This window comes from Bradyrhizobium sp. sBnM-33 (assembly GCF_032917945.1).
Taxonomy (GTDB): Bacteria; Pseudomonadota; Alphaproteobacteria; order Rhizobiales; family Xanthobacteraceae; genus Bradyrhizobium.
Genome location: NZ_CP136624.1, coordinates 8,557,078 through 8,583,206 on the forward strand (window position 1 = coordinate 8,557,078; position 26,129 = coordinate 8,583,206).

The window sequence follows — 26,129 nt, forward strand, 5'->3', positions numbered from 1 at the left end:
TCATCCCGCCAGTCGCTCGCCGGCGCGGCGCACGCCCCAGGCCAGCGCGTTGACCGCGATCACGATCGAAATCAGCACGAGGCCGAGGCCGACGGCGAGCGGCAGGTCGCCTTTGGAAGTCTCGAGCGCAATCGCCGTCGTCATCGTGCGCGTGAAGCCCTCGATGTTGCCGCCGACGATAATGATGGCGCCGACCTCCGCGGCTGCACGGCCGAAACCTGCCAGAAGCGCCGTGACCAGGCTGAAGCGCGCGTCCCAGATCAGCGCCATGACGCGGCCGAGCGGCCCGAGGTTCATCGCGGTGAGTTCGTCGCGGTATTCGAGCCAGAGATCCTCGATGGTCTGGCGCGTCAGCGCAGCGATGATCGGCGTGATCAGCACGGTCTGCGCGACGATCATGGCGCTTGGGGTGAACAACAGGCCGAACGCACCGAGCGGCCCCGAGCGCGACAGCGCAAGATACACCGCGAGGCCGACGACGACCGGCGGCAGGCCCATCAGCGCATTGAGCAGGACGATGACGCCCTGGCGGCCGGGGAATCTCGTCAGCGCGATCCAGGCGCCCAAGGGAATGCCGATCAGCGCGGCCAGCGCCACCGCCGAGAAACTCACATAGAGCGACAGCCGGACGATCGCGAACAGCGCGGGATCACCGCTGAGGACGAGTTGAAGGGCGGACGGGTCGTCTGGCATTTGTAATTCCAACTAGCGCGGTACATCTTGCGCAGATAGAGACGGTATGGTCAATTTATGTAATAGCTTCATTCAAATGCATATTGGTGCCGATGCCGGAACTCCTCACGACAGACGAAGCGGCCGAGTATCTGCGGCTCTCCGAGCGCAAGCTCTACGAACTGGTGGCGAACCGCGAAGTGCCCTGCAGCAAGGTGACCGGTCGCTGGCTGTTTCCGCGCACGGCGCTCGACCGCTGGGTATCCGCCGGCCTGATCTCGCCCGCCGCGCTGGCGCAGGTGGCGGCGCTGCCGATCGTCGGCGGCAGCCATGATCCGCTGCTGGAATGGGCGCTGCGTGAGAGTAATTCCGGCCTTGCCAGCCTGCCCGAAGGCAGCGAGGAAGGCCTGCGTCGGCTGACCCGCGGCGAGGTGATGATCGCAGCGATCCACCTGCATCGGCTGGATGGCGATGACGAACGAGCCAATGTCGAAGCGGTCGCCGATGCGCCGGGCCTGCACGATGCAGTCGTGCTCGGCTTCGCCCGGCGCGAGCAGGGCATTCTGGTCGGGCCGGGCAATCCGCTCGGCCTGAGCGACATGGCCTCGATCGCGAGATCAGGCGCACGGATGGGCCAACGTCCACCCGGCGCCGGCGCACAACTGCTGCTGCTTGCGCTCGTGACGCGCGCCGGGATCGCCCTCGACGATCTGAAACTGGCAAAGCCCGTACTTCCGACCGGACCTGACATCGCGCAGGCGGTGCGTTCGGGTCGCATCGACTGCGGGATCGCCACGCGAAGCGTGGCGAAATCGGCCGGGCTCGATTTCCTGCCGCTGACCTGGGAGCGCTTCGACCTGGTGATGCGGCAGCGCGACTACTTTATGAAGGGACCGCAGGCGCTGTTCGACTTCATGCGCGGGTCGAGCTTCCGCGATCGCGCGGGCGAGCTCGGCGGCTATGATGTCAGCGAGGCTGGCGCGGTGCGGCTGGTGAACTAGGGCGCCAACTCATCAGCGCGCAGCCACATGCAAATTGACGCGAGCTTTTTTCATGGAACAGAACAGCCTCTACGATCGCCCTGATCTATACGATTTGATCGCGCCAAGTTATCCAGCCATGGAGCGCTTCTACGTCGAGACCGCCCGCGAACGAGGTGGTCGCGTTCTCGATCTTGCGTGTGGAAGCGGTCGTCTCACCATTCCGCTGGCCCGATCAGGTTTACAAGTGACTGGAGGCGATTTATCCGCCAAGATGCTCGAACGTGCGCGACGTTCCGCCGAGGCACAGGCGGTCGAGCTCGACCTGGTGCAGTTGGACATGCGCCATTTCGACCTAAATGGACGCACCTTCGATACCATCATTGTTGCTATGAATTCGGTTCTGCACCTGCACAGCCTGAACGATTTCACAGGCTTTTTTCGGTCAGTCGCACGGCATCTATCACCGAAGGGCAGGCTTGTGTTCGACGCCTTTTTTCCGAATGCGGCGATACTGAGCAGCGATCCCGACAAGCGTCAACTGGTCGGATCGATCGTCCATGATCTTCAAGGTGAGGTAATCGTCGACGAGACCCTTAGATACGATCCCCTCACCCAAATCAGTCACGTGGATTGGTACTGGTCGACATCGGCAAAGAAGGACTTCTGGAAGACTCATATGCAAATGCGAAACATCTTTCCGCAAGAAATGCCGCTGCTAATCGCATCAGGTGGCCTACGCCTCATCGAGCGCTTTGGTGATTTTGACCGCAGCCCGCTGGTGGCTGGAAGCGTGCGACAAGTATGCCTGTGTGATAATCAAGGATGAGAAGCGAGTTGCCCATAGGCGACGGCGGCTGAGACCTGAAGCAAATGTCCGCACCAGCCGCGGCTGCCAGCGACGCCCGTTTTTCGTGCTGGTCCAACTCGAAAAACGGATATGCGACGACCGTCGAAGTTCAACCGGGGTAAGCCGGAAAACCTCGGGGCCCCCGGATCGCCACCGCCACGCCACCAAATCGCCTAACGACTCAACGACGCCTAGTGCAGCGGGGCGCGGGCACTAAGGAGGGAACTGATGGATACCCTGACGTCTGCCGCGCCCGACGAGAAAACGCCTCCGCCGGAGGAGACGCTGGCGACACAACCCGGCAAAGAAAAATCGAATCCCGCTAGCCCGCTGGAGATCAGCACCGAGCGATTCAACACTTCCGTCGCCCGGTTGACCTCAAATTCGATAGACGACCTTCACAAGCTGGCTTCCGAACTGCAAAAAATGCAGGAATTTTTAAAATCCGAGGTCGACAGCGTGCAGCGCCAAATCGAAAGCGCGGTGGCCGGAATTAACATCATCGTCGAAACTATTGGTCCGTGGAAAAGCTTCGCGGGCTCACAAGCGCATCCATCAGGTACTCGTAACGTGCGCGCGGGGGGACCGGCTGCCAACATCGAGCAACGCATTCGCGGGTAGGGCCGCAGGCGCTGTTCGACTTTGCGCCCAGGCAGGCTTCCGCGATCGGGCGGGCGAACTTGGCGGCTATGATGTCAGCGAGGCTGGCGCGGTGCGGCTGGTGAACTTGGGCGCGGACAAGCTGAGCGCGCTGCGAGCGGCACTGATGTCCACTTTGGAGTCACACTAGAAATAAACGTGTAAATACAATAACTTATGTCGCTCGTTTTCTCGCGCCGCGCCAGCCTTATTTTCCAGCCCACCACTCGAACGGCTTGACCGCTGCCCAGAGGGCCGTTTGCCACCACGAGCGGCTGTCCGGTCTGTTCGCGAACCGGGGTGGCTCGCTTGCTGCTTTAACGGCTTGAGGGTTCATCTTACTGGCAGCTAACGAACTCCAGCGGGCCGCACTGGCTGACAGCACCTCGCCGCTGTAGGCTATTCGTGTGCTGGCCGCCCTTGGCTCGCCCGCACTCTGCCAAAGGGAGCAAAAGCAAAAGGGAGGGAGGACATCCAATGAAAATGAGTTCGCTTATTAGGAAAGTCGCTCTGGTCTCAGTAACCTCCGCCACATTGGCGTTCGCGGGCACGGCGCTCGCCCAACAGCCTCGAGTCCTCAAGATACAATCGGCGGTTCCGCCCTCGTCCACAACCCACGACGCGCTCAAGTTTTTTGCCGAGCGAGTCGACAAGCTCACCGGCGGTAATCTCAAGATCGAGGCGCTGCCGGGCGGCGCGGTCGTTCCGCCCTTCGAAATCCTGGATGGCGCGCACAAGAAGGTGATCGACGGTGCCTATGGCATCTCCTACTGGTGGTACGGCAAGAGCGTCACCGCGACGCTGTTCGCCAATACGCCGGCCGGTATTTTCGGCATGGATGCTGTCGACTTCATTGGATGGGTTTACGAGGGCGGCGGCCTCGATCTGTGGAACGAGTTCTATCAGAAGGAGCTCAAGCTCAATCTGGTGGCATTTCCGAGCATTCCGCCGAGCCCGCAAGCACTCGGCTGGTTCAAGCGTCCGATCAAGGACCTGCCCGACTTCAGGGGGATGAAGTGCCGGCAGACCGGCATCGTCTCCCAGCTCTATGCCAAGATGGGCATGGCGGTCGTCAACATGCCGGGCGGCGAGATCCTGCCCGCCGCCGAGCGCGGCACGATCGATTGTGCCGAGTGGGTCGGCGGTATCGAGGATCTGCGACTCGGCCTGCATACGGTCTGGAAATATCACTACACACCCGGCATGCATGAGAGCGCCTCAGTCGCCGAGATCGCGATCAACAAGGACGTGTGGGACAGCCTGCCGCCGCAGAACCAGGAGGCCATCAAATCGGCCACAACAGAGACGTTCCTGCGCTGGTGGGCGAGCTTCCAGCGACAGAACGCGGACGCCATCGCGGAGTTTACGGAGAAGCATGGAGTTAAGCTCCTGACGACGCCGCCCGAGGTCAATCAAGCCTTCCTCAAGGCCTGGGACGAGTTTGCCGCGGCGGAGGCCGCAAAGAACCCGTTCTTCAAGAAAGTCTACGAATCTCAGAAGGCCTATGCCTCCAAGGTCGTGCCCGCCAAGCGCTTCATGTTCCCGCCCTACGCGTTGCAGGCAGACCACTATTGGCCCGTTAAACAGCCTTGAACGCGGATTAGATCGCCATCGCGCTCTAGGTTTTGATTGCGCATGATCTCCGGGCAAACGCTTCGCGTTTGTCCCGAGGGAGAACCGGTACCCAGTTTTCCGGAGCATGTTCTGGCGTAGGAGGGACATAGCTGGAAGGGCGGCCTCGGCCGCCCTTCTTGAGATGGATAAACAGCCGATCGCGCTTACCTGACAATGTTCGGCAACCACAGTGCGATTTGCGGGAACAGCAGCAGCAGCGCCAGGACTATAACCTGAATCACCATATAGTCGGACATGCCCCGGTAAATCGTGCTCAGGCTCCATTGCGGAACGACGTTCCTCAGGTAGTACGCCGACATTGCAACGGGCGGGCTCAAGTACGACGTCTGCATATTGACGGCGGTCAGTGCGCCAAACCAAATCAGCAGGTCGAGCTTGTTCATACCGAACTGAAGCTTTTCGACCACCGGCAAAACGATCGGAAGAAAGACCAGGATGATTACGGGCCATTCAAACGGCCAGCCGAGGATGAAAAAGATCGCCATGATCAATGCCAACTTCCACCAGTCACTCAACGGAAGGGCGAGCAGATAGTTGGTGATCAAGTTCGCCGTGCCCAGCTTGGTGAAGACAGCGCCGAACACCGTCGAGGCCACCGCGAGAAACAGCACCATGGCCGAGGTCACCATCGTGCCGATGGCCGCGTTGGTTATCGACCGCATGCTGAGCCGGCCGTAAAAGAGTGCAAGGAGGACAGCGCCGAAAGCCCCGCAGGAGGCTGCCTCGGTCGGCGTGGCGACTCCACTGACGATGGTTCCGAGGGTAAATCCGATCAGCGCGCTTAGAGGCGCAACGCCGAGCATGACGGCGCGGAAGTAGGCGTTCCGGAAGTAGGGGTAAGCCGTCAGAATTGCTAACACCGAAGCGATGGCAGACAGGCTGAACGGACCGATTGCAAACGACAGACGCTGTGCACGCGCCTGGCTCAATAACAACTCGATCAGCAAATACGCTATTGCGACCGAGCATACGAGGCCCAATCCGACTACAGGAGCGCCTACCTTTTCGGTGGTCATCGCGTCATAGGTGGCTTGGCGCTCCTCCATGGTCATGGCTGGACCGAGCTTCGGATTGATTAAGCTGCGGACGAGCGTATAGGCAATGTAACAGCCAGCGAGCAGAAAGCCCGGGCCGAACGCCGCTGAATAAAGCAGATTGACGGGCACGCCCATGACCGGGCCCATGACTACCAGCATTACGCTCGGAGGGACCAGAATGCCGAGTGTACCGCCGGCGGCGATTGCACCCGCTGACAGCCGCGCGTCGTAGCCGGTTTTGATCATCATCGATCCGGCCATGATGCCGAGCACAGTCACCGCGGCGCCCACGATGCCGGTCGCCATCGCAAAAACAGTTGCCGTTAGAATCACGGCTAAATAGAGCGCTCCGCGCACCGGCGCGAGAACGCTGCGGAAAGCCACAAACAGCCGCTCCATGAGCCCGGCCTGTTCGGTCATGTAACCCATGAAGATGAACAGCGGCACGGCGGGAAAGATCTCGTCTTTCATCGTGCCCCAGATTTGCAGGTAGCCGAGATTGAAAGTCTGCTCCCACCCGAGGCCAATGGCACCAAAAACAAGGGCGAGAAACAGCAGCGTGAAGGATATCGGGAAGCCGATGAAAATGACGAAGACCATACCGACGAGCATGGCAAGTCCGAGAGCTTCGGCGGCTGTCATGGTTCTTCAGACCTCGATCTTCACGTGCCTGGTCAAGAATGCGCCGGTTCGCCAAGCCCAGAGGCTCTTCATCAGCTCCGAGATACCCTGCAAGAACAGCATGAATGCCGTCAGCGGAATAACTCCGCGCAGCGGCCACAGGACCGGCGTCCACGCGCCGGAGCTTCCGCGTTCGTCGATCGAAAGCGAGTACAAGAAATCGTCTATCGAGAGGAAGAACAGCACGACCATTGTCGGCAGGAAGAACAGCAGGAACGCCAGGCTGTCGATCATGCCTTTCGTGCGATCTGAGAATTTTTCCCACAGTACATCGGTGCGGATGTGAGCGCCCTTCAAAAGCGCCAATGCCGAGCCCAGCATGAACAAGGTCGCGTAAGACATCGTCGTCACGTCGAGGGCCCAGATCGTCGGATCCCCCAGGACGTAGCGGGCAAAAACCTCAACCACATTGGCGCAGATCAGGGGAATGATCGAGAGGACGAAGAGGTACCCGGTCGATTCCGTGAACTTGTCAATACTACGGATGACGGCCAAATAGCCGCGGGGTGGCATGGGCTTTGGCGAAGCAGAAATGTTGGCCATGCAGCATGTCCAGACGGTGCCCGCTTTGGACTTCCCGTAAGAGTAAAGCGTCCAGTGCGACCCACCGCTCCTCTCAAATGATCCCGATGTTAGCTTAGCGGCCATCCGGGTGCCAGCGGATGAATGACCGCGAGCGATCTGCTCACGATTGCGATGCACAACTGGGCAGAAAACAACCCGAGGCGTCGGCCGCTTAGCCGCCCCGCCGGGACGGAACGTCGGTTCTGGGTCCTTCCCGGACCTCACTCAAGATCCAGCTTGAGTCCGAAATGCGCACCAACGCGCATAACCGGCCACTCTGAATGATGACTTCGAATGATGACTTCACGCTCCAGCGCTTTTGCTTTGACGCGTTTTCCTTACGCGAACCGGTCGCCATGTTCGGATCAAGTCCGTGGACGTGCTTCGCTCGAAAGAGCTACGGTCACCTTCGCCCCGGCAGCCACGCGACGAATCCGGCCTCGCCGAGCCGCTTCATCACCTCGTCGAGATGCACCCGATCCCTCGTTTCGATGACGACTTCGAGCAAGGTGCCTTTGGCCGGCAGGTCGGAGAAGGTGCGCTGGTGCGAGACCTCGATGATGTTGGCGCCGGCTTCGGCGAGCAGCGCCGAGACGGCGGCGAGCTGGCCGGGGCGATCGACGATGTCGATCGCGATCTGCGTCAGCCGGCCCTCGCGCGCGAGCTCGCGCGTCAGCACGGACGCGATCAGCCGGGTATCGATGTTGCCGCCGGTCAGCACAAGGCCGACATTGCGGCCGGCAAAACGCTCCGGCGCGGCCAGCACCGCGGCAAGGCCCGCGGCGCCGGCGCCCTCGACCACGGTCTTTTCGATCGCGATCAGCATCGCCACCGCGCGCTCGATCTGGTCCTCGGTGACGAGAACGATGTCGTCGACGAGATGGCGAATGATTTCGGTGGTGATCCGGCCAGGCACCTTCACCGCAATGCCTTCGGCGAGCGTATCACCGCGCATCGGCAGATGCTGACCCTTGATGGCGTTGTACATCGAGGGATAGAGCTGCGCCTGCACGCCGACGATCTGCAGATCCGGCTTCAGCGATTTGGCCGCAACTGCCATGCCGGAAATCAGCCCGCCGCCGCCGATCGGCACCACCAGCGTGTCGAGCTGCGGCGCGGCCCGGAGCATTTCGAGCGCGATGGTGCCCTGCCCCGCAATGATGAGCGGGTCATCGTAAGGATGAATCATGATCATGCCGTGCGTCTCGCCATGCGTGCGCGCGAATTCGCCGGCCTCCTCCAGCGTCTTGCCGGAGATGATCGTATTCGCGCCATGACGCCGCGTGTTCTCGATCTTCACCATCGGCGTGCCGACCGGCATCACGATGGCTGCGGGAATGCCAAGCCGGCTGGCATGATAAGCCACGCCCTGCGCGTGGTTACCGGCCGACATCGCGATCACGCCGCGTCGGCGCTCCTCCGGCGACAGCGCCAGCAGCCGATTGAGCGCGCCGCGCTCCTTGAAAGTCGAGGTGAACTGCAGGTTCTCGAATTTGAGCCAGAGGTTGCAGCCGCCGATCTCGCTCAGCGTCCGGCTCTGGTCGCATTCGGTGACGAGGACCGACCCGGCAATCGACGCGCCCGCAGCCGTGATGTCCTCGGGCGTGATAGCAAGTCGGCCGGGCTCGGAAGCGGCTTTTGTCGGCGGTACACTTTTAGGAGGATTCGGCATTTCGGTGGCCTCGTTGAGAGGCAATCGTATAGGCCTTTTCCGCTCCTTTCGCCTCCCTCGAATCTCGTAAAAATCCCGCCCCATGAACATGGGTGTCGCAAAAAGCTGCTGCGGGGTTACACTTGCGCGGGCTGCAGGGACAGGCAGCCGGAGTTTCAGATGAATTCATTGAGCGATGGGCCCAAGGCGGAAGCCATCACGGTCGTGCTGGTGGAAGATGATGCGCCGACACTTTGGCGGCTGCAGGACGCCCTGACCAACGCAGGATACCAGGTAAAGGCCGCCGGCACGCTCACGGAAGCCCGCGCCTGTCTCGCGCAAGGCGCGCCAAAAGTGCTGCTGACCGATCTTCAGTTGCCGGATGGCCATGGCGTCGATCTGATCCGCGAGACCCGCCAGCGCTTTCCCGATACCGAGATCATGGTGATCTCGATCCTTGGCGACGAGGAAAGCGTGATTTCGGCGATCACCGTCGGCGCGACGGGCTATCTGCTCAAGGACGCGTTCCCGACCGATATCGCCGCGACCGTGCGCGACCTCGTCGCCGGACATTCGCCGATCTCGGCCTCGATCGCACGCTTCATCGTGCGCCGGACCCAGAGCACGCCGGAGCCGCCGCCCGGCCCCGCGCTCAACACCGCCAAACTGACGCCGCGCGAAATCGACATTCTCTGGGGCATCGCCAAGGGCTTCAGCTATGCCGAGATCGCCAGCCATCTCGGCCTGTCGCGGCAAACCGTGCCCGGGCATATCAAGAGTATCTATCGCAAGCTCGAGGTTCATACCCGGGGCGAGGCGGTGTTCGAGGCCGTCCAGCAGGGCTTGATCAAGTTGTGAATGATCACGGGGACGACGTGCAACCGGAGCTGCCCGGCCGCGCGCGGCGTCGGCTGCGGTCGTCCCGTCTCATCCAGTATCTGTTGCTGCAGGCGGTGATCGCCGTCGCCTGCATCATGGCACTTCTGCAATCGCTGCCCGGACCTCCCGCGCAGTATCGGGTGACGGCCTTTCAGCTCACCGAAGCCGGCGCCGAGCGGGCGGTGACGCTGCCGTACTTCTCGCCGTTGCGGAATGCGATGAACGATCCGCCCCGCTTCAGGGGGCACTTCGTCCGCCCGGCCGGCGAGGCCTCGCAGGCCTGGTCGGTGTTCCTGCCGCGCTTTACCAACGGCGTCGAGGTTACCGTCAACGATGTGGTGATCCTCGACAGCCGGCGCGATCCTGCCGCCAACCGGCCCGACCGCAACACGCCGGCGATTGCGGTGATCCCCGCTTCCGTGCTGCGCGATGGCGACAACGACATCTCGATCCGACTGTTCATCTGGGGCCCGATCACCGGCTTCCTCGATCGCATCTGGGTCGGCCCGGATGAAGAGTTGCGCCCGACCTATAATCTCAGAACGCTGGTGTTCGTGACGTTGCCGGTGGTGTTCTCATCCTGGCAGGCGATTCTGGCTGTCATTCTCGGCATCATGTGGGTGATGCGTCGACACGAGCCAGCCTACGGCGTTCTGGCGGCGGCGATGGCGGTGGGTGTCGGCCAGGCGTTCCTGCAAACGCCGATGGGTGAGACGGCATTTTCCAGGTTCAATGTGATCCTGATTTCCTCCGCGCCGATCGAAAGCGCACTGGTGCTGGTCTTTGCGCTGCTGCTCTCAGGCTGGAAGTGGCAGCGCTACGCCTGGATCATCTTCATTCCGGGCATCGCATTGGCGCTGGCCGGCCTGTTCGGAAATCAGGCGCTGGTGCGCGCTCTCTTCCTGATTCTCGCCGTACCGATGGTCGGCATCTCCCTTCTCATCATGGCCGTCGTTACCGCGCGATCGGCGCTGCAACGGCAGAACGTCGCGAGCTTCCTGCTCGGCTGCGCGGTCACGATCATGCTGACCTGCTGGATCGTCGACCTGCTCTCGGTGTTTCAGATGATGCCCAACCGCATCTTCACCGCGCGGCTGTCCTATTCGGCGATGCTGGTCGCGATCGGCGCCGGGCTCACCTGGCGGTTCGCCCGGGCGCTGAACCAGGTCGATGGCTTTGCCGGCCGCCTCGTCACCCAGGTGCGCGAGGCGGAGGAAAAGCTGAAAGCCAGTTTCGCCCGCGAGGAGGAGCGCGCCCGCGCCGCGGCGCTGGCGCGGGAGCGCACGCGCCTGATGCGCGACCTGCATGACGGACTCGGCGGCCAACTCGTCAGCATCGTGGCGCTCAGCGAGCGCGGCAATGGCAGCGCGGGGATAGGCGATGCGGCGCGCGCAGCGCTGAAGGATTTGCGCCTCGTCATCGACTCCATGGACGACATCGGCGGCGATCTGATGCTGGCGCTGGGCTCATGGCGCGAACGCGCCATGGCGCAGCTTCGCCCGCATGACGTCGCGCTCGACTGGCGCGCCGTTACGGCGCAGGGCTTGCCGGTTCATCCCGAGCTGCGGCCGTGGCACGTCATCCAGATCGTGCGGTTGTTGGATGAAGCCGTGACCAATGCGGTCAAGCACGCCAATGCGCGCCGTATCACGGTGAGGATAGAAACGCTCGCAGGCGCCGATGGCCTCGATCGCGGCTGCATCACCGTCGAGGACGACGGCAAGGGCTTTGAGATCACGTCCGATGGCGCGGCGGCAGGCGCGATAAAAGCGGCGCGCGGCCTGCGTAACATGCGAAGCCGCGCCGCGCGCTGCGGCGCGGAGCTGGAACTGAGCTCCTGCGCCCAAGGAATTCGCAAAGGTACGCGCGTGAGGCTGACCTTGCCCCACCGCTTTCCCGACAGCGACGGCGCTGTGGGCTGAGGCCTTATTGTTTGCGGCAGCCTGACAAAGTCGTTCGAATTCGTGATCCGTCACCCTGAGGAGCCGCGAAGCGGCGTCTCAAAGGGCGACGGCCACCAGCCGGGCCGCACATCCTTCGAGGCTCGCTTCGCTCGCACCTCAGGATGACGGGTATAATGCGAGTACTTGGCTTCGACCGAAAGTTATCACGCCTCAGCGGCGGCCGACGCGGTTGACCGGGCCACCGCGATTCATTGGCGTGCCGGGACGAACGCCGACGCCCCGAGCTCCGACGCCGACAGCGCCGACGCCAACGACCGGCGTCACGACCGCAGCCGCCGCGACCGGCGTCGGGCGCGCGACGCAGCCCTTCGGCACGCCAACCGTCTTGCAATAAACCACTGCAGCCTGGGCAGAGCTTGCGCCGCCGACTGCAAAGGAAGCCACGGCCGAAAACGCCGCGAGCATCAGACCTGCGCTCAGCCAACCTGTCTTCTTCAACATGTGTCATCTCTCCCGAATTGGGCGTGCAGCTCTTTGCGATGTGCCGATCGGTCACCGCAGCCGACGCGAGATGTACATGGTCCATCGAGGGGGCCGGCAACATCCCATGAAAATGGTGTGGGCGCGTGCGGGGGTGCTTTGCGGCCGCTTCCGACGCCATGAACATGGCGTGGACCGCAGGCGCAAGCTCGACGAGTTTTCGCGCGCTTTCAACCCACGTTCTCGTCGAAAGGTGATCCAATGACGAAATCCATTCATGTGGTGGCTGCGGCCGCAGCCCTCATCCTGTCGCTCGGCGCCGGCTCGCTGGCTCAGGCGCAATCCGGCCCCACTCCCCAGGAGCAGATGGCCTGCCGTTCGGATGCCGGAAAATTCTGCGCCGAGCATATCGGCAAGCCGCCGCAGATGAATGCCTGCCTGAAAGCAAACAAGACGAAGCTGTCGGATGGCTGCCGCAAGGTGGTGGAATCGCGCGGCGGCTAAACGCCTGATCCGAGAAGGTCGCCACCTATTCTCTCGGACAAACGCGAAGCGTTCACGAGGCGATTACGCCCAAACAAAAGGAGCGCGATGACGTTCGAAGTCATCACGCTCTGACATTTGCGGTCGCCGCAAGAGAATCAATCATTCCTGTTCGAAGAGCCTGATCCGCGGCATCTCGCTTCTGGCCGGCTCGGCGAACATGTCCCTTCTAACGGGCTCGCCAAAGAAACCCCTTGGCTCGCCTTCTTCACGAATCCTGATCCGCCGCGGCTCGGTCAGTTCCCGGACCCGTTCCTCGACCGCCTCGAGTTCCTGCTCGCGGGGCTGCTGGAAGCGGCGTTTTTCGGCCCAGCGCTGGCGCCGCTCGGCGCGCCGCTGTTCGGTGGCAGCCCGTTTGAGGTCGGCATCACGCGCCTTGGCAAACGCCTCCTGCGGCGCGGAAGTCTTTTCGGGCGATTTTTCGCTGGCCTGTTCGGCGGGTTTCGAAGGTTGTGCTGCTGACGTTGCAGGTTGCGCCGCCGCTACGTTGTTAGCTTTTTTGTCTTCGGCGGGAGCATTATTGACGGGCGGCGTTGCCGCTGTCGTCTGCGGCGCTTGGGGCTGTGATTGCGTCTGCTGTGACTGCGGCTGCTCTTGGCTCGGCGAGGAAGCGGTATTCGCCGCAACCGTCGGCGCCGCGGCATACGGCACCGGCTCGGAGGGCGCTGTCGAAACGGGTATCGGCTCCGCCGACATCCTTCGTTCCAGCTTGGAAACGACCTGCGTCGGCGGGCTGACGATGTTGGCAGCCAGGTATCCACCGCCGAGGCCGGCGGCGACCGCCACGACAACGGTTCCTGCCCCCGCAAAATACGCGGTTGATGTGCGCATCGTCTCTCTCCCTCATCCACGCGGGCAACGCGTGGAATCGGTCGATGTTCCGGCACGGCACTGTGAGGCGATTGGAACCGGCGGCGCTGCAATCGCAGCGCTCAACGGTCAGATCATCGCGGCGACTTTTTCCAGCCCGATGATGCGGGCAAGCGAGCGCACTTCGCTCTTCTGGTCCTCACGCAACTGGAACAGCAGCGGCATCGCTGCGGATTTCAACTGCTGAACTTCTGCGGAGTCGGGATCGATCGGCACGCCGGTCGCATTCGGGTTGGCCTGGCGGCCCGCATGAATCTTGCGGGCGACGGCGCGCAGCGCGGTTTCCACCGGCGGCCAGTAGGACTCCTGCGACGCCGTCAGTTTCAGGCGGTCCTTGATGCCGGCGATCTGGCCATCGCTCAGCAGCGCGTAGTTTTTCTGCGGCTGGGACTTAGCTGCGGCCTTGGACTTGACTGGCGCAGGCGCTGGCGCCGCACTCGGCGCAGCGGTGGATGTCGTGGGCGGGACGGTGGGAGCCGCGATTTCCTTCGGCATGGCCATATCGACGGACGATGTCGAGGCATAGGCCCGGCGCAGGGATTCGTTCAGCGCGGGATCCCTGGGCTGGGGTTCAACCGCGGCGGTGGCGTAGCTTAGGACCGCCAAGCGATCCTTTTTGCCTTCCTTGTTCGAGACCGGCGCCTGGACGGAGGAAGCCGACGCCAGTTCGAACCGGGCGGCAGGCACGCTGTCGCGGCCGAGAATGGCGGTGGCTGCGGCGCCGATCACGAGAAAGCAGATCAATGCGACGATCGTCATGGTTTTGGTCAAAAAGGTCTCCATTCCCGCCGACGTTTGGCCCTTTTGCCGAAAACTGGAGGATAATTGAGGCTATACGATGCCAATCGGCGGCCCGAGGCGATCGAAAAGATGGGGAAATCCGGCAAAAATCGCCTGGAATCAGGCCGCTGCGGCCAATTCATAGGCCTCCTGGATATCGGCAACGATATCGGAGGCTTCCCATAGGGCGTTGGGGGCGACCTGCTGCAGGGTGACGGTCCAGTTGCACTTGCGGTTGCGCGGCATGCTGACGACGTCGAATTCGATACCGCGGCACAGCGGATGCCGGTCGAGCGCAAACATCACCCGCCGCCGGATCTCCTCGAGGGTGGCCGGGGTCTTGGCGAAATACCGATCGAAATCCATCCATACCCCTTTCGATTTGCCATCGGTCCGACCGTGGCGGCGGACCATCGTCGGGGCTATTGTTGGGGCCGACATGGTTAACGGCGCGTTAAGCCTCCGGAATGGGCAAGCGCCGGGACCCGAGCAAACGGCGGAGCAGAACAGCCCGGCATGGCTGAAGCGACATCCCAGACGACGTCAGTCGCCACCGGGCCATCGGTTCGCGCCGCGCTGGTGGCGACGATCGCGATTTCAGCCTTCACGCTGTCGATCGCAACGTTCGAACTATCGATGGCGGACTGGCCCTCCGGCTTTGTCCTGCTTGTCATCGTGCCGCTGGTCGCGCTCGTGTTCTTCGGCTGCATCGTGTGGTCGGCTTCGCTGCTCCCAAGGATCCGAACCAGCGGCGCGAAGTTCGCCCTCCCCTTCCTGATCTGCGCGCTGACGCTCGCCATTCTCGCCTACGCCCCGCTGCACCAGGTCGCGCTGCAGCAGAATTTCCGCTGGCACCGGACCGACCGCGAACGGATCGTGGCGCGAGTCGAAGCCGGCGAACTGAAACCCAACGTCTCCTACGACAAGAACCTGGTCGCGCTCGGCGACCGCGAGCCTAATGTTTCCGTAGGCAACGACATCGTCGTCGACGAGACGGAAGAAGGCACCTATGTGCTGTTCTTGACCTCACGCGGCCTGAAGCACTATTTCACCGGCTTCCTGCACGTGCCGCCAGGCGGCGATCCCAAGAACTTCTTCGAATTCGCCGACAAGCCGCCGAGCCGGCTCGAGCGCTATGACGAGAATTGGTATTTCGTAGCGAATTAGGCGGCTTTCGCGCGAAGTGAGCCGCCGGCAACCGCACCTAACGCGATGCCGCCGATGATCAGCGCCATCGCCAGAAACAGCGACGGCTCGAGCGGCTCGTTCAGCATCACGGTTGCGCTGACGATTCCGAGCAGTGGCGTCGCCAGCAGGCACAGCGATGTGGTGACGGCCGGCAGGCCGCGGTTCACCATCGTCATTGCCCAGTTGGCGAATGCCGTGCAGACGATGCCGCTATAGAGCATCAGGCCGGCGAGACGCGCCGTCCACATGATGTGCGGCGGGCCTTCCACAAGCCACGCGATGAGCGACAGCAGCGCCGCCGCCAGCAGCACTTGCCAGAACACGAGCTGAAAGGGTGTCGAGATCCATTTGTGCGCGCGGACGTAAACGATGTTGCCGGCCCAGCAGAACGCCGCGAGCAGGATCAGACCGCTGCCGAACAGCGCGTTGCGGTCACCCCAGTTCAGCGTCTGCGGATTGAAGATGACCGCGAGGCCCGCCAGGCCGCAGCCGATACCGATCGCGCGCCGAGGCGTGATCTGCTCCGACAGGAACATGGCTGCTCCGATCGCGACCCATAGCGGCGTCGTATAGCCAAGCACGATCGCCCTGCCCGCCGGCACGAATTGCAGCCCGGCCGCCACCAGCGCGGAAAACGCCACCAGGTGCAGAATCGAGGTGCAGAACACCACCGGCAGGTCGCCGCGCTTCGGGACGATGAACGCCCCCTGGGCCCACAACATCGGCGCCAGCGTCGCGGCGGCGATCATGCAGCGTATCGCCGTCGCCCAAAGCGGGGACACGTCGTGCACGATCATCTTCGTCACCGGCCAGTTGGTCCCCCAGGCGAACACGACGCCGGCAAGCAGCGCCGCTGCGCTACGGGTTGAAAGTCCATTGGCCATCTCGAACAGGTCCCGTCATGAACCGATCTGCATTGCCTAGCCCTTCAACTGGCTCTAATGAAAGAACCAGTTTTGACGATTTGCTGGGGCCAGTTGTGGACGACCTGCTGCCCGGAATGCTGCATCTGGCGCGCGACGGCGGCGCGACTCTGACGCGCCAGCTCACCGATCAGTTGCGGCACCTCATCACGGAAGGACGCCTCGCGCCCGGCCAGCGCCTGCCCTCGAGCCGGCAACTGGCGCAATCGCTCGCGCTGTCGCGCAACACCGTCTCGTTTGCGGTCGAGCAATTGGCCGCGGAAGGTTATCTCTCGCTTACCGCTGGGCGCCGTCCGATCGTCGCCGAAGGCCTGTCGCTCGATCGCCGCAACATGTCGCCGCGAAGCAGCCGCGCCGGCAGCGAGCGAGTAGACCTGTCGTCCTGGGCGCGCAGCCTGCGGCGGGCGGACTGGCCGCCCGTTCATGACGGACGGCCACGGCCGTTTCAGCCCGGGCTGGCGGATGAGCGCGAGTTTCCGCACGATGTGTGGAGCCGCTGCCTGCGGCGCGCGGCGCGAAACGCGCCGCTGCGCCGTGACCGGCCCATCAACCATGCACCTCTGCAGGAAGCGCTGCTCGGGCATCTCGTGGTTCATCGCGGAATCAAGGCGAAGGCCGACCAGATATTGATCGTGCCGACGGCGCAATCCGGCCTGACGCTGGTCGCCAGTGCGCTGCTTGAGCGCGGCGATCACGCCTGGATCGAAAGCCCGGGCTATGGCGGCGCGAACGTCGCATTGCATGCCGCCGGTGCCATCGTTTCCGCCATACCGCTCGACGCACAAGGCATGGCCGTCTCATCCCGCAAGGAGACGCCGCGGCTGATCTTCGTCACGCCGTCGCATCAATATCCGACCGGACGTCTGATGCCGATCGGCCGCCGTCTCGAACTTTTGCGTTTCGCCGAAGCCACGGGCGCCTGCATCATCGAGGACGACTATGACGGCGAATTTCATTATGAGGCTCGCCCGGTAGCCGCATTGCAGGGGCTCGCAACATCGCCGCGCGTGTTCTATCTTGGCACCTTTTCGAAGGCGACGTACGCGGACATCCGCCTCGGTTACCTCGTGGTGCCGGAAACGCTGATCGAGGTCTTCGAACCCGCGCAGCGCCACACGGGAATGCTGACGTCGATCACGATGCAGGATGCGCTGGCCGAGTTCATCGCATCCGGCGCCTATCTCGGCCATGTCAAGAGAATGACGCGTCTCTACAAGGGCCGGCGCGACCGCATGCTGCAGGCGCTTGCCGCGGAGGCCGGCGACCGTCTCGCGATCGAAGCCCCGGCCGGCGGCATGCAATTGCTCGCAAGGTGCAGCGGACCGGCTAACGACCGGCAATTGTCCGCGCGCCTGCTCGACGCCGGAGTCGCCAGCCGGCCGTTATCGACCATGCTGTATCACAAGACAAACGAGCAGGGCCTGTTTCTCGGGTTTGCGGCATGGAATGAAAAGGAGATCGATCAGGCGGCGCTCATCCTTGGCCGAACCCTGCGTTGATACGCGCGAATATCGCGTGACGAATTATCCTGCCGCCCGCCGGGGCTGCGCATTCGCGGCGACGTCGGCGGGCGCCGGAACCTGCATCAGAATGGTTTGGCTGGCGGGTGCGATTTCCACGCCGCACTCCTGGAATCGCAGCTTCATGCGGCGGTTGAATTCGCGCTGCACCGGCCAGCGGCCGGCATCGGTGCAGCGGATCTGGCCGACGATCGAAGCCATCGAGCCGTCGACCTTGTCGACGCCCCACAGTTCGAGATCGCCGCGGATCAGGTGCTGGTATTCGGGCTCGCGCCGCATCTCGGCAACGATGTCCTTCAGTATCTGGCCGGCGCGGTCGGTGTCTTCCTTGTAGGCCACGTTGACGCTGACGGCCGCATTGCCGGCGCCCCGGCTTGAATTGGTGATTGTCGTCACCGCGCTGAACGGCACGATGTGCACCGAGCCGTCGCCGGCGCGCAGGCGAAGCGTGCGGATCGAGACGTTCTCCACCACGCCCGACAGGCCTGACAGCGTGACATTGTCGCCGACCTGCACCGTGTTCTCGATCAGGAGAAACAGTCCGGTGATCAGGTCCTGCACCAGTTTCTGCGAGCCGAAGCCGATGGCGATACCGACGATACCTGCGCCAGCGAGCAATGGCGCGACGTTGACGCCGATTTCGCTGAGCGCCGTCAGGCCGACCACGGTGACGATCAGACACAGCAGCGCCGTTCGCAGCATCGGCTGAAAGGTGCGCAGCCGCGCCGCGCGCGCGTAGTGCCCCTCACGCGAGAGCGCGTTGATCTTGCGATCCAGCAACGCGTTGCTGACTTCCCAGATCGCGGCAGCAGCCAGCGCTGCAATGCCGACGGTGACCACCGCCGACAACAGCCGGCCGCCGATCTGGCCGCCATAGAACCAGACAATGGCGTTGATGCCCCAGACTTCCAGCAGCGCCACGAAGCCGATGAAGGCAATCACGGCCGAGACGATGTTGCGCAACAGTGGCAGATAGCGGTTGGCGCGGGTCTCCAGGCCCGGAAAGCGGCGCAGGAGATCCGGGCTGATGCGAAAGCCGCGGTCGATCAGGCTCAGCACCAGGATGGTGGCGAGACGCACGATCAGCACGACCGCGATGGTGCCGACGAAATACTGCAGCAGCAGCGAGTAGCCGTTGCGGATGTTGAGCGCCCACACCGCCCACAGGGCGAGATCGAGCGCGATGGCAAGATAGTGCCAGAGACCGGCGACGCGATTGCGCACCCTGGCGGCTGTGCCGTCGCGGCCGGCCGGTGCGCGTATGGCGTCGGCGACCTGCCTTCGACACTGCAGGATGACGACGACGACGAAGAGATGCACGACCAGCATCACCAGGCGCAGCAACGCGGCGTAGCCGGCGCGGTGCAGGCCCAGCAGCAGCGCCACATTGGCGAAAGCGATGCCCGAGACGGCGACGGTGACGATGCGCCGCGCCCATATCTCGATATAGGCCGCTGTCTCGGCGCGAACGCGAAACAGGCCGAAAGGCCCGGCCAGCGCCCGCACCACGCAGATCAGCCCGCGCGTCAGCGCATAGGCGTTGACGACCGCGAGGATCACCAGCCGGGTGGTTGCGAGATCGCCGATCCCGGTGCCCAGCAACATCGTGGCGATACCGATAAAGGCGAGCACCGGGAGCAGTTCTAGCACGAGGCGCCCGAGCACGAACGGCAGCCTGACCAGCGACTGCCAGGTGCGCGCCAGGCTGAGCCGCCGCCGATGCTGCGCGGGCGCCGCGGCAATATCCGCGACAGACGATGGCGGATCGGCTATCGCGAGCGTCGTTACCGGAGCCTGCGCCGTTTGGGGAAGCCGCGCTTCGAGGAGCGCCACCGGCCGCTTGATGAGGCGGAAAACCAACCATTCGGCGGCAAATGCGCAGAGGAACACCAGCGCCAGCTTCCACGCGATATCGAGCAACTGATGATAGGCGGACGGATCATTGGCGGTCCGCACGAACCAGTAATAGAACGCCCGAAAATGCGTCAGCGTCCGCACCACGTCGGCGACATCGCGCGAGATCTCGCCAACTTGCTCGGACACCGTCAGCAGGAGCTGTGCGCCGAGGCTGTCCGCCGTGAGCGGCATCGCGGATTTCGGCTCGCCGGCCGGGGCTTGCGGTGGCTGCGAGGCACTGGCGATCGCGCGTAGCGTCTCGATGACTTGCGCGCGCTTCTTGTCATCGGAAAGCGTATCGAGCGCCCGCTTCGCCTGATCGGGCGTCAGGACGTCAGCTGTATCGGTAGCGGCGGCAGGCGCAGCGCCGGGCTGCGCGAAAACCGGGAAGGCAAGCAGCGCGCAGATGAGCAGGATCGCGGGGAAGAGCTTGTGCGACACGAAGGCCTCGCTGAATAAAATGCGCCCGGCGACGAAAACCTGGAGTCGGTCTCGCCTTCGTGCGTGCGTCATGTCGGATTGCCTGTTTTCGCCGTTATCCTGTGTCGGAAGTTTGCCTGTGCGGCGACTTTCTCTTGGCATTTCTCGCATCGCAATGATGCCGCAGCGCTTGAACCGCAGGGAACTTCAAAGGGCTGCAAAATGAAAGCCGGAGCCTAAGATCTAGCGAGGTTTTCCGCGCGCGGCGGCCGCGCGATATTCCGCGAGCGTGCGCCCCACCATTTCGTCGACGGAAAGAATCTCCGTCACGCCCGAAACGGAATGTCCCGCACTCCAAATATCCTTCCAGCGTTTCGGGCGGTTCTCGCGCGCGCCGATGTCGATATCCTTGCCGATATCGATCGCGCCCCGCTCGGGAAGATCGTCCGGATCGAGGCCGGCGGCCTCGATCGAGGGGCGCAGCATGTTGGTCTGCAGGCCCGTGAATGCCTTGGTCAGCAGGATGTCGTCGGCGCTGCTGGCGACCAGCATCTCCTTGTAGCGCGCGTCCGCCATGCTCTCGCGCGTGGCGATGAATTTGGTACCCATATAGGCGAGATCGCAGCCGAGCGCCTCGGCCGCGCGCAGGGCGTGACCATCCGCGATGCCGCCCGCCAGCACCAGGGGTCCGTCAAAGAAGGCGCGCACCGCGCGCACGAACACGAATGGATTGAGCCAGCCGGTCTGGCCGCCCGCGCCTGCCGTCAGCAGCACCAGCCCGTCGGCACCGGCGGCGACCGCGCGTTCGGCATGGCGGATGGATGCGACGTCGGCAAACACCAGCGCGCCGGCATCGCGCAACGGCTTCAATACCGGTGCCGGCGAGCCGACCGAGGTGATAACCATTTCCGGCCGGTGACGCAGCAGCACCTGCAGATCCTGCTCCAGCCGCGCATTGGAGCGATGCACGATCAGATTCGCGCATACAGGCGCCGCGGGCTTGCCGCTCGCGTCCGAGTGCTCCTTCAGCCGGTCATCGATATCCGTCAGCCATTGATCGAGCTGTTCGGGGCTGCAGCAATTCACCGTGGGAAATGCGCCAATCACGCCGTTGCGGCAGGCGGCTACCACCAGTTCGACGCCGGAGACGAGAAACATCGGCGCCGCAATCAGCGGCAGGCCGAGGCGATCGCGAAAGCGCGCGAGAGAATCGATCGACGGCAAGATGTTCTTCCTGACTTGAGCCGCTTGCCCATTGTGCTAGCGTTCATCCAACATTGGCACGAGCGAAGGCCAATTACAAAACAGGCGGGAGGAAGAAAGATGGGGAATCCGCTCTACGCATTTCCGACGGCCTGCGAGCAGACGTTGCGGGCGCTGGCGCGGTACCCGGAGCGCACGGCGTTCGCCTGGCCGGGCGGATCGATCACCTATCGCGGCGCGAGCGATATGATCGGCCGCATGCAGAGCGTCTTCATGCAGCTCGGCTTTGCGCCCGGCACGCGCGTCGCGTTTCTCACCGCCAACCGCGCCGACACCTGGTGCGCTGGCGTTGCTGCGCAGTTGGCGCGGTTTGCGATTACCTGGCTGCATCCTTTGGGTTCGCTAGACGACCAACTGTTTCAGTTGGAAGACTCTGAAACGCAGATGCTGGTGGTTGACGGCGTCACCTTTCGCGATCGCGGCGGCGAACTCGCCGCCAAAGCGGCCGGCGTGAAGACGGTATTCACGCTTGGCCCCGCCGGCTACGGCGCCGATCTCTTGCAGGCGATTGAAGCCGCAGGCAGCGTCAGGGCACGCAGCTTCGCCGGTCCCGACGACATCGCCACGCTCAATTACACCGGCGGCACCACGGGCAAATCCAAGGGCGCGCTGCGGCACCACCGGGAATATGGCGGCTGGGCCAGTGCGATCCTCGCCGATTTCGAAATTCCGGATACGCCGCGCTATCTCACCGTCGCGCCGATCAGCCATGTCGCGGGGACAAAAGTGCTGCCGACGCTGATGCGCGGCGGCACCGTACACATGCTGAAAGGCTTTGATCCCGAAGCCGTGTTCAAGACCATCGAGCGCGAGAAGATCAACTTCACGCTGTTCGTGCCGACGATGATCTACGTGATGCTGGATCACCCGACGCTCGACAAGACCGACCTCTCCTCGCTTGAACTCTTGCTGTACGGCGCGTCTGCGATGTCGCCGAGCCGGCTGGTCGAAGGCATCGAGCGGATCGGGCCGGTGTTCTCGCAGCTCTACGGCCAGACCGAGTGCTATCCGGTATCCGTGCTGCGCAAGGCCGACCATGATCCCAGGACGCCGGAGCTGTTCCTGTCCTGCGGATTCCCGATTGCCGCCTGCCAGGTGAAGATCCTCGACAATGACGACCAGGAAGTCGCAACCGGCGAGGCCGGCGAGATCTGCGTGCGCGGCACGCATGTAATGGCGGAGTACTGGAGACGGCCGGACACCACCGCGGAGACGCTGAGGAACGGCTGGCTGCACACCGGCGACATCGCGCGATCGGACGAACGCGGCTATATGTTCATCCTCGACCGCAAGAAGGACATGATCGTCTCCGGCGGCTTCAACATCTTTCCGCGCGAGGTCGAGGATGTCCTGTCGCAGCATGCCGACGTCGCCATGGTCGCCGTGGTCGGCGTGCCTGACGATAAATGGGGCGAGGCCGTCACCGCCGTGATCGTCGCCCGCGAAGGCGCGCGGCCGAATCCGGACGAGCTGATCAACCTCGTGAAGGCGAAGAAGGGACCGACGCACGCGCCCAAGCACATCAAGTTCGTTAACGAGTTGCCGATGACCGGCGTCGGCAAGGTGGACAAGAAGGTGCTGAAAGCAGCCTTCTGGACCGGGCGGGAGCGGATGGTGGGGTAGCAAGTAGCTCGGTCGGCACCTCACCTTTCAAAGCCATCCCCGTCGTCCTGAGGCGCGAGCCAACGGGTCCGCACCTCAGGATGACAGGTTGAGATGTACGGCAAATCGATCGAGGATCGATGCCCTCGTCAGCCGGCCATGCGCCTCTCGCCGGGCGCCTTCGACTTGTCGAAATTGTTGGGCACTTCGATATCGACTTCGAGCGTCGATACCGTCTTGCCGCGCTCCAGCTTGACGATGACCTTGTCAGGATCCAGCGCCACGTGTTTCGACACGACAGCGAGAATCTCCTCCCGCAGCGTAACGAGCAGGTCGGACTGGCCGAGCAGTCCACGCTCATGCGCCAGCAGAATCTGCAGCCGCTCCCGCGCAACCGGAGCGGACGCGTTGCGGCCACCGAACAGCCGCAGCAGGTTCATGCTCATGCAGCTCTCCGTCCCAGCAGCCGGTTCATGAAGCCCTTGCGCTCGGCCGGCACCACCATGGCGACTTCCTCGCCCATCAGGCGACGCGAGGCGTCGATATAGGCGCGGGCCGGCGCACTCTCAGCATTGTTGAGCGTCACTGGCGTGCCGACATTGGACGCCTTCAGAACGTCCTGGCTCTCGGGAATGATGCCGATCAGCGGCGTTGCGAGGATTTCCAGGATATCGTCGATGTTGAGCATCTCGCCGCGCGCCGCACGCGCCGGATCGTAGCGGGTGATCAGCACATGCTTTTCCACCCGCTCGCCGCGCTCCGCCCTCACCGTCTTCGAATCGAGCATGCCGATGATGCGATCGGAGTCGCGCACCGAGGACACTTCCGGATTGGTGACGATGACGGCCTCGTCGGCATAGCGCATGGCGAGCGTCGCGCCGCGCTCGATGCCGGCCGGGCTGTCGCACAGGATCCAGTCGAATCGACTTCTCAGCTCGGCGATGACGCGGCCGACGCCCTCGTCGGTGAGCGCATCCTTGTCGCGGGTCTGCGAGGCCGGGAGCAGCCAGAGATTTTCCAGCCGCTTGTCGCGGATCAAGGCCTGCGGCAGCTTGGCCACGCCCTGCACCACGTTGATGAGGTCGAACACCACGCGGCGTTCGGCGCCCATCACCAGATCGAGGTTGCGCAGGCCGACGTCGAAATCGACCACCACGACGCTTTGCCCGCTTTGTGCAAGCGCCGCGCCGAGCGCGGCCGTCGAGGTAGTCTTTCCAACGCCTCCCTTGCCCGAGGTAACGACCAGGACCTTGGCCATACTTGATCTCCTTAGCCGGTTAATTCAGCGGGGTAATTTTCATGGTGTCACCCTCCAGCCAGGCCTGCGCCGGGCGATTGCGGAGCGCAACGTCGATTTCTTCTGCAGTCTGGTAGTAGCCGTCGATGGCGAGCAACTCCGCCTCGATCTTTTGGCAATAGATCCGTGCGGCTGAATTGCCGTTGACGCCGGCCATCGCGCGGCCGCGCAGCGTGCCGTAGATGTGGATCGATCCGCCGGCGACGATCTCAGCGCCCGACCCGACCGAGCCCAGAATGGTTACATCGCCTTCCATGAAGACGATGGACTGGCCCGAACGCACCGGGCTGTCGAGCAGCAGCGAGGTCGGCTTCGGCTTCTCAGGCTCCAACTTCTGCGCCGGCTCGCTTCGCGTGATCACGCAGGCACGGCCGCCGGTCAGCAAGGGCGGCATGTTGGCGCTGAGGCGGTCTTCCTCCACGCCCTCGATGCCGAGAACGCGAATGTTGCGCTCGTTGAGACTGCCGACGAGATGGGCGATGGCGGAGCTTGAGAGATCGACGGCTGAGAGATCGAGCACGATCGGCTTCCCGACGAAGTATCCGGGCGAGCGCGCCAGCGTGGCGTCGATCTCGGCGAGCCACTCCACGATCGGCACGACGGGGCTGAATACGAATGCGACATACGAACGGCCGCGCAGCCGGACCAGTTGACGCGTGGGATCCGCTCGGACGTCCATGATGTTCGACTCGCCTTTCTTATTGAATAGTTAACAATCGACCAACTTCGTTAACGAGTAATTAATGCGAAAACCCGCGCTGCGCGCAGAAAACGGCGCAACGGGCGGCGAATCCGGCGCATTTATGGCCGATTCTTGCTGCTGATCGCGGCGATGGCGCGTAAAACCCTATGAAAACAGGGGTCACGCGAGTTGTAGTTAACGAACGCTCAACTTACTTTCGTCACGTTTCCGACCTAAATTAGTCCTCGCGCGGCTCCAACAAACTTATGTGTGCTGGCAGATCCTTGCGGTCTGGCAGCTCAATCCGTCGGGCAGACGGACATTTGCCGGCAGGGGACGAGGCAGTGCAAGTCGTGGGTGTTGAGTGGTCGCGAGATCCGATCTCGCAGACAGGTGTCGTCGGACGCAGGGACGACGCTTCGCACTTCGATTCAAATCTTCCAATCAAACCCGATAGCGGACGGAAAGCGGACGTGGATGATACCGCGCGCCTCTTCCGTCACCTGGAGCTTTTGTCCGATACGTCCGCAGCCGTTTCGCCGCCAAGCAATCCGCCGGGCAATCCGCCAAGTGTCATGAGGAGTAACGGTATGAGCAGTGTGAGTGAGCAGGACCATATCAATCCCCGCGATCCCCTGTACTACGCGCCGCGCTCGCTACGTGAGCGGTCGGCTTCCCAGCGCGATGCCGGCCCCGCGACGACGCCGTTTTCTCCGGCATCGTTCGACTCCCAGCTCGAGAGCGCCGTATCCGATGCGCTGCGCCACCCCCTCGATCCCGAGATCATGCGCGAACCTCAACTGGAATCGAAGAAGGCGTTGTGGAGCGTCGCAGCGCGTTTTGGTGCCGCCATCGGCGTCTCGGCTCTCGTGGCGCTGTTCTTCGTCGTGCTCGTGCCGGGGTCGCGGCAGAGCGACGGTGAGCCGTCGGCGTCCTCCGGCATCGTGCAGTCGATCAAGGCTGCCCTGTTCCAGTCCGGAGAGGCGTCGCCAAAGCCTGCAATCAGCGAATTCCAGGCCGTTCTCGCCTCCACGCCACCGAGCGCCTCGCCTGCGTCCGAGCAGTCCCAGTTGCTCAAGCAATTCATGCAATGGCGCGAGAAGCCAGATCCGGCGACGCCACAACGCGCCAACCCATGATTCAGATGGAGGGGACAATGCCTGAGAACCGACT

25 protein-coding genes are annotated in these 26,129 nt (G+C 63.2%); 11 read left to right on the plus strand and 14 right to left on the minus strand.

Annotated features, from left to right (window positions below; genetic code table 11):
- Positions 1–693, minus strand: a complete 693-nt coding sequence (locus tag RX328_RS40145; RefSeq protein ID WP_213246570.1) for an ABC transporter permease — start codon at positions 691–693, stop codon at positions 1–3.
- A gap of 92 nt (positions 694–785) precedes the next feature.
- Here RX328_RS40145 and RX328_RS40150 point away from each other — a divergent pair, with 92 nt between their 5' ends.
- The 4 genes from RX328_RS40150 to RX328_RS40165 all read left to right on the plus strand — a co-directional run bounded on the left by RX328_RS40150 (position 786) and on the right by RX328_RS40165 (position 4,734).
- Positions 786–1,673: a helix-turn-helix transcriptional regulator gene (locus tag RX328_RS40150; RefSeq protein WP_213246568.1), complete on the plus strand. Its 888-nt coding sequence runs from the start codon at positions 786–788 to the stop codon at positions 1,671–1,673.
- 52 nt (positions 1,674–1,725) lie between these two features.
- On the plus strand, positions 1,726–2,481 hold the full coding sequence (locus RX328_RS40155) for a class I SAM-dependent methyltransferase (RefSeq protein WP_213246567.1): 756 nt from the start codon (positions 1,726–1,728) through the stop codon (positions 2,479–2,481).
- 249 nt (positions 2,482–2,730) lie between these two features.
- Positions 2,731–3,123: a hypothetical protein gene (locus tag RX328_RS40160; protein ID WP_213246565.1), complete on the plus strand. Its 393-nt coding sequence runs from the start codon at positions 2,731–2,733 to the stop codon at positions 3,121–3,123.
- A gap of 501 nt (positions 3,124–3,624) precedes the next feature.
- Positions 3,625–4,734 (plus strand): TRAP transporter substrate-binding protein, encoded by a 1,110-nt coding sequence (locus tag RX328_RS40165; protein ID WP_317258589.1) that lies wholly within the window; start codon positions 3,625–3,627, stop codon positions 4,732–4,734.
- 185 nt (positions 4,735–4,919) lie between these two features.
- On the opposite strand, the gene RX328_RS40170 is transcribed toward RX328_RS40165, so the two are convergent.
- From RX328_RS40170 to RX328_RS40180, 3 genes are all read right to left on the minus strand, one after another.
- The gene (locus RX328_RS40170; protein ID WP_213246561.1) at positions 4,920–6,455 is read right to left on the minus strand and encodes a TRAP transporter large permease subunit; all 1,536 of its coding nucleotides are present in this window, start codon (positions 6,453–6,455) and stop codon (positions 4,920–4,922) included.
- Between the two features lie 6 nt (positions 6,456–6,461).
- A complete protein-coding gene (locus RX328_RS40175) occupies positions 6,462–7,037 on the minus strand; it encodes a TRAP transporter small permease subunit (RefSeq protein ID WP_213246559.1) in 576 nt (191 codons plus the stop codon).
- A 424-nt stretch (positions 7,038–7,461) separates the two neighbouring features.
- On the minus strand, positions 7,462–8,730 hold the full coding sequence (locus RX328_RS40180) for a threonine ammonia-lyase (protein ID WP_213246557.1): 1,269 nt from the start codon (positions 8,728–8,730) through the stop codon (positions 7,462–7,464).
- A 159-nt stretch (positions 8,731–8,889) separates the two neighbouring features.
- On the opposite strand from RX328_RS40180, the gene RX328_RS40185 reads away from it, so the two are divergent.
- Positions 8,890–9,567, plus strand: a complete 678-nt coding sequence (locus RX328_RS40185) for a response regulator (protein ID WP_213246555.1) — start codon at positions 8,890–8,892, stop codon at positions 9,565–9,567.
- The gene (locus RX328_RS40190; protein ID WP_213246553.1) at positions 9,564–11,510 is read left to right on the plus strand and encodes an ATP-binding protein; all 1,947 of its coding nucleotides are present in this window, start codon (positions 9,564–9,566) and stop codon (positions 11,508–11,510) included. Before RX328_RS40185 ends, RX328_RS40190 begins: the two co-directional genes overlap by 4 nt.
- A gap of 192 nt (positions 11,511–11,702) precedes the next feature.
- On the opposite strand, the gene RX328_RS40195 is transcribed toward RX328_RS40190, so the two are convergent.
- Complete coding sequence (locus tag RX328_RS40195) at positions 11,703–11,993, minus strand: hypothetical protein (protein ID WP_213246551.1); 291 nt, start codon at positions 11,991–11,993, stop codon at positions 11,703–11,705.
- Positions 11,994–12,233: 240 nt separating this feature from the next.
- Here RX328_RS40195 and RX328_RS40200 point away from each other — a divergent pair, with 240 nt between their 5' ends.
- Positions 12,234–12,476 (plus strand): cysteine rich repeat-containing protein, encoded by a 243-nt coding sequence (locus RX328_RS40200; protein WP_213246549.1) that lies wholly within the window; start codon positions 12,234–12,236, stop codon positions 12,474–12,476.
- A gap of 141 nt (positions 12,477–12,617) precedes the next feature.
- Here RX328_RS40200 and RX328_RS40205 read toward each other — a convergent pair whose 3' ends face one another.
- From RX328_RS40205 to RX328_RS40215, 3 genes are all read right to left on the minus strand, one after another.
- Positions 12,618–13,346 carry a hypothetical protein gene (locus tag RX328_RS40205; RefSeq protein ID WP_213246547.1) on the minus strand — a complete coding sequence of 243 codons (729 nt, stop codon included), beginning with the start codon at positions 13,344–13,346 and terminating at the stop codon, positions 12,618–12,620.
- A 108-nt stretch (positions 13,347–13,454) separates the two neighbouring features.
- Positions 13,455–14,156 (minus strand): hypothetical protein, encoded by a 702-nt coding sequence (locus tag RX328_RS40210; RefSeq protein ID WP_213246545.1) that lies wholly within the window; start codon positions 14,154–14,156, stop codon positions 13,455–13,457.
- Positions 14,157–14,285: 129 nt separating this feature from the next.
- Positions 14,286–14,531, minus strand: a complete 246-nt coding sequence (locus tag RX328_RS40215) for a hypothetical protein (protein WP_213246544.1) — start codon at positions 14,529–14,531, stop codon at positions 14,286–14,288.
- 150 nt (positions 14,532–14,681) lie between these two features.
- Between RX328_RS40215 and RX328_RS40220 the strand changes: the two genes are divergently transcribed.
- The gene (locus tag RX328_RS40220) at positions 14,682–15,332 is read left to right on the plus strand and encodes a hypothetical protein (RefSeq protein ID WP_213246542.1); all 651 of its coding nucleotides are present in this window, start codon (positions 14,682–14,684) and stop codon (positions 15,330–15,332) included.
- Here RX328_RS40220 and RX328_RS40225 read toward each other — a convergent pair.
- Positions 15,329–16,237: a DMT family transporter gene (locus RX328_RS40225; RefSeq protein ID WP_213246540.1), complete on the minus strand. Its 909-nt coding sequence runs from the start codon at positions 16,235–16,237 to the stop codon at positions 15,329–15,331. The genes RX328_RS40220 and RX328_RS40225 overlap by 4 nt on opposite strands.
- 95 nt (positions 16,238–16,332) lie before the next feature.
- On the opposite strand from RX328_RS40225, the gene RX328_RS40230 reads away from it, so the two are divergent.
- Positions 16,333–17,775: a PLP-dependent aminotransferase family protein gene (locus tag RX328_RS40230; RefSeq protein WP_312017932.1), complete on the plus strand. Its 1,443-nt coding sequence runs from the start codon at positions 16,333–16,335 to the stop codon at positions 17,773–17,775.
- Positions 17,776–17,799: 24 nt separating this feature from the next.
- Here RX328_RS40230 and RX328_RS40235 read toward each other — a convergent pair whose 3' ends face one another.
- Together RX328_RS40235 and RX328_RS40240 are read right to left on the minus strand one after the other, a co-directional pair.
- A complete protein-coding gene (locus tag RX328_RS40235) occupies positions 17,800–20,133 on the minus strand; it encodes a mechanosensitive ion channel domain-containing protein (RefSeq protein ID WP_312017931.1) in 2,334 nt (777 codons plus the stop codon).
- Positions 20,134–20,355: 222 nt separating this feature from the next.
- A complete protein-coding gene (locus tag RX328_RS40240) occupies positions 20,356–21,336 on the minus strand; it encodes an NAD(P)H-dependent flavin oxidoreductase (protein ID WP_249726027.1) in 981 nt (326 codons plus the stop codon).
- Between the two features lie 99 nt (positions 21,337–21,435).
- Between RX328_RS40240 and RX328_RS40245 the strand changes: the two genes are divergently transcribed.
- The gene (locus RX328_RS40245) at positions 21,436–22,998 is read left to right on the plus strand and encodes an AMP-binding protein (protein ID WP_213246536.1); all 1,563 of its coding nucleotides are present in this window, start codon (positions 21,436–21,438) and stop codon (positions 22,996–22,998) included.
- Between the two features lie 128 nt (positions 22,999–23,126).
- Here RX328_RS40245 and minE read toward each other — a convergent pair whose 3' ends face one another.
- From minE to minC, 3 genes are read right to left on the minus strand one after another with little or no spacing between them, the layout of a single operon-like run.
- Positions 23,127–23,423, minus strand: a complete 297-nt coding sequence (minE, locus tag RX328_RS40250; protein WP_213246534.1) for a cell division topological specificity factor MinE — start codon at positions 23,421–23,423, stop codon at positions 23,127–23,129.
- On the minus strand, positions 23,420–24,235 hold the full coding sequence (gene minD / locus RX328_RS40255) for a septum site-determining protein MinD (RefSeq protein WP_213246533.1): 816 nt from the start codon (positions 24,233–24,235) through the stop codon (positions 23,420–23,422). The genes minE and minD overlap by 4 nt, the downstream gene beginning before the upstream one ends.
- A 19-nt stretch (positions 24,236–24,254) precedes the next feature.
- Complete coding sequence (gene minC / locus RX328_RS40260) at positions 24,255–24,953, minus strand: septum site-determining protein MinC (RefSeq protein ID WP_213246531.1); 699 nt, start codon at positions 24,951–24,953, stop codon at positions 24,255–24,257.
- A gap of 593 nt (positions 24,954–25,546) precedes the next feature.
- Here minC and RX328_RS40265 point away from each other — a divergent pair.
- Complete coding sequence (locus RX328_RS40265) at positions 25,547–26,095, plus strand: hypothetical protein (RefSeq protein WP_213246529.1); 549 nt, start codon at positions 25,547–25,549, stop codon at positions 26,093–26,095.
- The last annotated feature ends 34 nt before the right edge of the window (positions 26,096–26,129 follow it).